Raw genomic sequence first — 4,258 nt, 5'->3', positions numbered from 1 at the left:
TAAAAAATGTATTTTATAATCTATATACCCAATAACAACTAAGTTGCACATATTAGATTTATTCTTTTGAATAATTCTATTAATTGGACTATCTACCAGTTTTGTGCTTATTACTTTTATATCAACCTCAAATTTTAGAATTTTAGAAATATCTTTTTTTAGTCTTATATTCTCACATATGTTTATTTCCTTAAATACTTTTCGTTGAAATTCACTACTTACAATATTGCTATCAATATTTAATCTTACTGGCACTTCCTCTATATTTAATATATAGTTTTGTTGTATAGTTGAAAAATTTGTTATTGGATGTATGAAATATTGAGGCAAAACTATAACCTTAAATTTTATAATTACACTACTCCTGTAATTAATTTTATTTATATAAAACCCAGTGTCAGGTCTTAAACATCTTTTTTTGATATTATCAACCTTAACTGAATTTTCTATAAAAATAGTTCCTTTAGGTATTTTGTCTTTAAAAAATACATTTGTGACAGTAAAATTACTTACATTAGTTATAACTATACTGTAGGTTAATATATCAAATGCATAGGTATAATTTTTATCTACAAATTTTTCTATATCTAACATGTTTTTTATTATATCTGTTGATACTACATTACTTAAATTTGTTTTAGTAACTAATGGACTATCTTGAGTTAACCTATACTTAAAATCAACTCTACATTCATTAACAACTCTCATTGAATCACCTTTTCTTTTTTGTATAACTACCTTTTAGTAAACTTTATACTAGTCTATATACTGAATTAACATAGTAAGACTTACTAAAACTTGGTTTTTGCTGACTTTAGCAATGGTTATATCTTCAATTAAGTATCTTAAATCTATAGTTTTTGTTTTACATATATCATCTGGAATTACAATAAATGTACTGAACGGCATGTTAAAATTTATTATCTCTCTTTTTTTTATATTTTTACTTTTTTTACCTTTAGAAGTACATTCTAGTATCAAACTCATATTTGTATTTCCTACTATAATTAGATTCTTCCCACTTAGATGCTGTCCTTCTAAAGAAGTCCCTTTTATACTTTCAGTTACCTTACTATCTATTATCTTAGTTGAATACACCTCTACGTTTGGACTAGTGTTTTCTATATTTGAAATATCTAAGTTCTTACTATTTATATGTAAATTTTGATATATATTTAATTGCTTAAAATATTCTAAAGGTGGCATTTCTTCAAAACAAGATAATTTACAATTCATTTTTTTAAAATTTACTTCCATATAGCCTTCTCCATTAATATTAATTTTTTGATTATATTTTTATCAATCTATTAAATAATATGTGCGTTACTTAATTTAAATAACTACCATCTTAATAAAAAAAGAAGAGCTTCTAAGCTCTTCTTTTTTTATTAAGATCTATTACGACTGCAAATACTCTTCAACTTCAAGTTCTCTAATTTCATTAAGTTCTTCATCTGTATACTTTTTCATAGAAAATCCTGTTACTCCATAAGTAAATGAAATAATTGGAGTTATCCAGCTTAAAAAACAATATGGTATAAAATCAAATGGACTCACCCCTAATGTTTGACTACAAAATATTGCATTTGAATTCCAAGGAATTAATGGTCCTCCAAGAGTTGCCGTATCTTCTATTATTCTAGATAAATTTTCTGGTTTTAATTTGAACTCTTTATACAAAGGCGACATAATAGTTCCTACAAATACAGATGTAAACATCATCGAAGAACTAAATGCATTTGCAAAATAACTAGTTATAAATGTTGCTCCTACTAACTTTGTTCTAGAGTTTCCGATTTTTCTAATCATTGGTTGTAGTAAAACTTCTAAAAATCCAGTTTTTTGAAGTATTCCTGCTATAACAAAAACTATAAATACTAAAAGTACAGTTTCTGCCATACTCATCATACCTCCACGATTTAATAGTTTGTCTGCATATTCAAGTCCTGTATCTACAGAATATCCATTTAGCATATAATTTAGTAAATCTCCTATTTTTTCCCCTTCTTGGAAAACTGCTATAACTCCACCAAGAATAGCAGAAGCTAATATCGATACTATTGGTGGTTTTTGTAGTAAAAGTAATATAAGTAAAAAGATTATTGGAAGTAAAGCCATAAATCCTATATTAAAATTAGCTTTTAAAACATTTATAACTTCATTGATTTGATTGTAATCTATTGTATTGCTTGCATATTTAAATCCAATTGAAGTATATAAAACTATGCATATTATATATGATGGTACTGTGGTATACAACATATGTTTTATATGAGTTATTACATCTGTCTTACAGACTGCTGCAGCTAAGTTTGTAGAGTCTGATAAAGGAGATATCTTATCTCCAAAGAAAGCTCCAGATATAATAGCACCTGCTGTAAGTCCTGCTGGAACTCCCATGCTTGTCCCTATACTCATTAGAGCAATACCTGAAGTTCCCAAAGTTCCCCATGATGTTCCGGTTGCTATCGATGTGAGAGAACATACTATTAATGTTGTTAATAGAAAATATTTAGGTGTTATTATCGTAAGACCACTATATACAATAGTCGGTATTGTTCCTGCTGCTATCCATGTAGCAATTAATACTCCTACTGATAATATAATTAAGTTAGACTGAAACGCATCTTTTCCCACAGAAAATCCAAATTCTTCAATTTCACTATTAGTATAACCTAATTTCATAGCTGCCGGAACAACGATTAGCCATGATAGTAAAAACATAGTTGTTATAGATGCCTTAAATACAACCATTCCAACCGTAGTCAAGGATATAATCGCAAGCATAACTAAAACTGCAAATCTAAATGTAGGTTTCTTTTTTTCAACATTTGTACACATGGGGAAACTTCCTTTCTCTTTAATTAGTTTTTGGTATCGTTTTCACATCCCTTAAAATTTAGACCTCAAAATAATTCTTATATAATTTTGAGGTCTAAATTTTTTACAATAAATCTATAGCATTTTTTATTCTTGTTAAAGCTTCTTCAACCATAGACCTAGGACAAGCTAAGTTTATTCTTTGATACCCTTGTCCACCTATCCCAAATGAAGGTCCATTGTTTAATGCAACTTTAGCATTTTCTACTAAAAACTTGGCAACTTCATCATCACTTAATCCAAGTTCGCTAAAGTCTACCCATAATAAATAAGTTCCTTCTGGTTTTCTTACCTTTAACTTTGGCATGTTTTGCTCAATATAATTAACAGCAAAATCCATATTGCCTTCTAAATAATCTATAAAATCTGTTAACCATTCTTCTCCATGGTTATATGCGGCTTCTGTTGCAACTAAACTAAATGCATTGTTTCTTCTAATATCTATTCTTGCAAAAGCTGAGTCTAGTGCTTTGTAATCCTCTTCGTTAGGAAGTATAACTTGAGACATTTGAAGTCCTGCTATATTGAAAGTTTTAGTAGGCGCCATACAAGTAATACTGTTTTGTTCAAATTCCCTACATATTGATGCAAAAGGTATATGTTTATGACCTTTGAAAATTATATCACTGTGTATCTCATCTGAGATAACTTTTACATTATGTTTAATACATATATCCCCTAATTGCTTTAGCTCTTCTTTTGTCCAAACTCTTCCAACTGGATTATGAGGGTTACAAAGTATAAATATTTTTACATCTTTTATCTTAGCTTCGATATCTTCATAGTCCATAACATAATTTCCATCTTCTAATTTCTTTAAAGGACTTATAACTAATTCTCTTTTATTATCTTTTACTACACTATTGAAAGGACTGTATACTGGTTCTTGTATCATTATCTTGTCACCTTCATTAGTAAGTTCTTGTATTAATATACTAATTGCAGGAATAACTCCTGGACTAAAAACTAGCCATTCACTTTTTATATTCCATCCAAATCTTCTAGCTACCCAATTTACTATTGATTGGTTATAAGAGTTTGGTCTAGTTGTGTATCCATAAATACCTTGTTCGAGTCTGTTTCTTAAAGCATCTATTATGCATGGAGCTGCTTTAAAATCCATATCTGCAACCCACATAGGAATAAGATCATTAGTTCCATATTTCTTATCCATTTCTGACCATTTAGCTGCAAAGTTATTACTTCTATCAATTATAGTATCAAAATTATAATTCATTATTTACTACCTCCAATAAATTCTTTATACTTACAATGTATAAGCAATATCTATGCCAAATCTTTTTAATCTAAATTACATTTTCAAAGCAAAGCTATATATACAGTAATTCCAACAAAATAGTAAATAATGAATTATAAT

The 4,258-nt window shown here is 28.1% G+C and carries 4 protein-coding genes; all 4 read right to left on the bottom strand.

Annotated features, from left to right (window positions below; translation table 11 throughout):
* On the bottom strand, window positions 1–708 hold a 708-nt coding region (locus tag VN21_RS06715), incomplete at its 3' end, for a DUF11 domain-containing protein (protein ID WP_046822577.1).
* A 48-nt stretch (window positions 709–756) separates the two neighbouring features.
* Window positions 757–1,257 carry a hypothetical protein gene (locus VN21_RS06710; RefSeq protein WP_046822576.1) on the bottom strand — a complete coding sequence of 167 codons (501 nt, stop codon included), beginning with the start codon at window positions 1,255–1,257 and terminating at the stop codon, window positions 757–759.
* 141 nt (window positions 1,258–1,398) lie between these two features.
* A complete protein-coding gene (gene nhaC, locus VN21_RS06705; protein WP_046822575.1) occupies window positions 1,399–2,841 on the bottom strand; it encodes a Na+/H+ antiporter NhaC in 1,443 nt (480 codons plus the stop codon).
* Between the two features lie 103 nt (window positions 2,842–2,944).
* On the bottom strand, window positions 2,945–4,117 hold the full coding sequence (locus VN21_RS06700; RefSeq protein ID WP_046822574.1) for a MalY/PatB family protein: 1,173 nt from the start codon (window positions 4,115–4,117) through the stop codon (window positions 2,945–2,947).
* Window positions 4,118–4,258: the final 141 nt, after the last annotated feature.

The sequence above is a fragment of the Paraclostridium benzoelyticum genome (assembly GCF_001006285.1).
Taxonomy (GTDB): domain Bacteria; phylum Bacillota; class Clostridia; order Peptostreptococcales; family Peptostreptococcaceae; genus Paraclostridium; species Paraclostridium benzoelyticum.
This window is presented reverse-complemented; position numbering and strand designations above follow the sequence as displayed.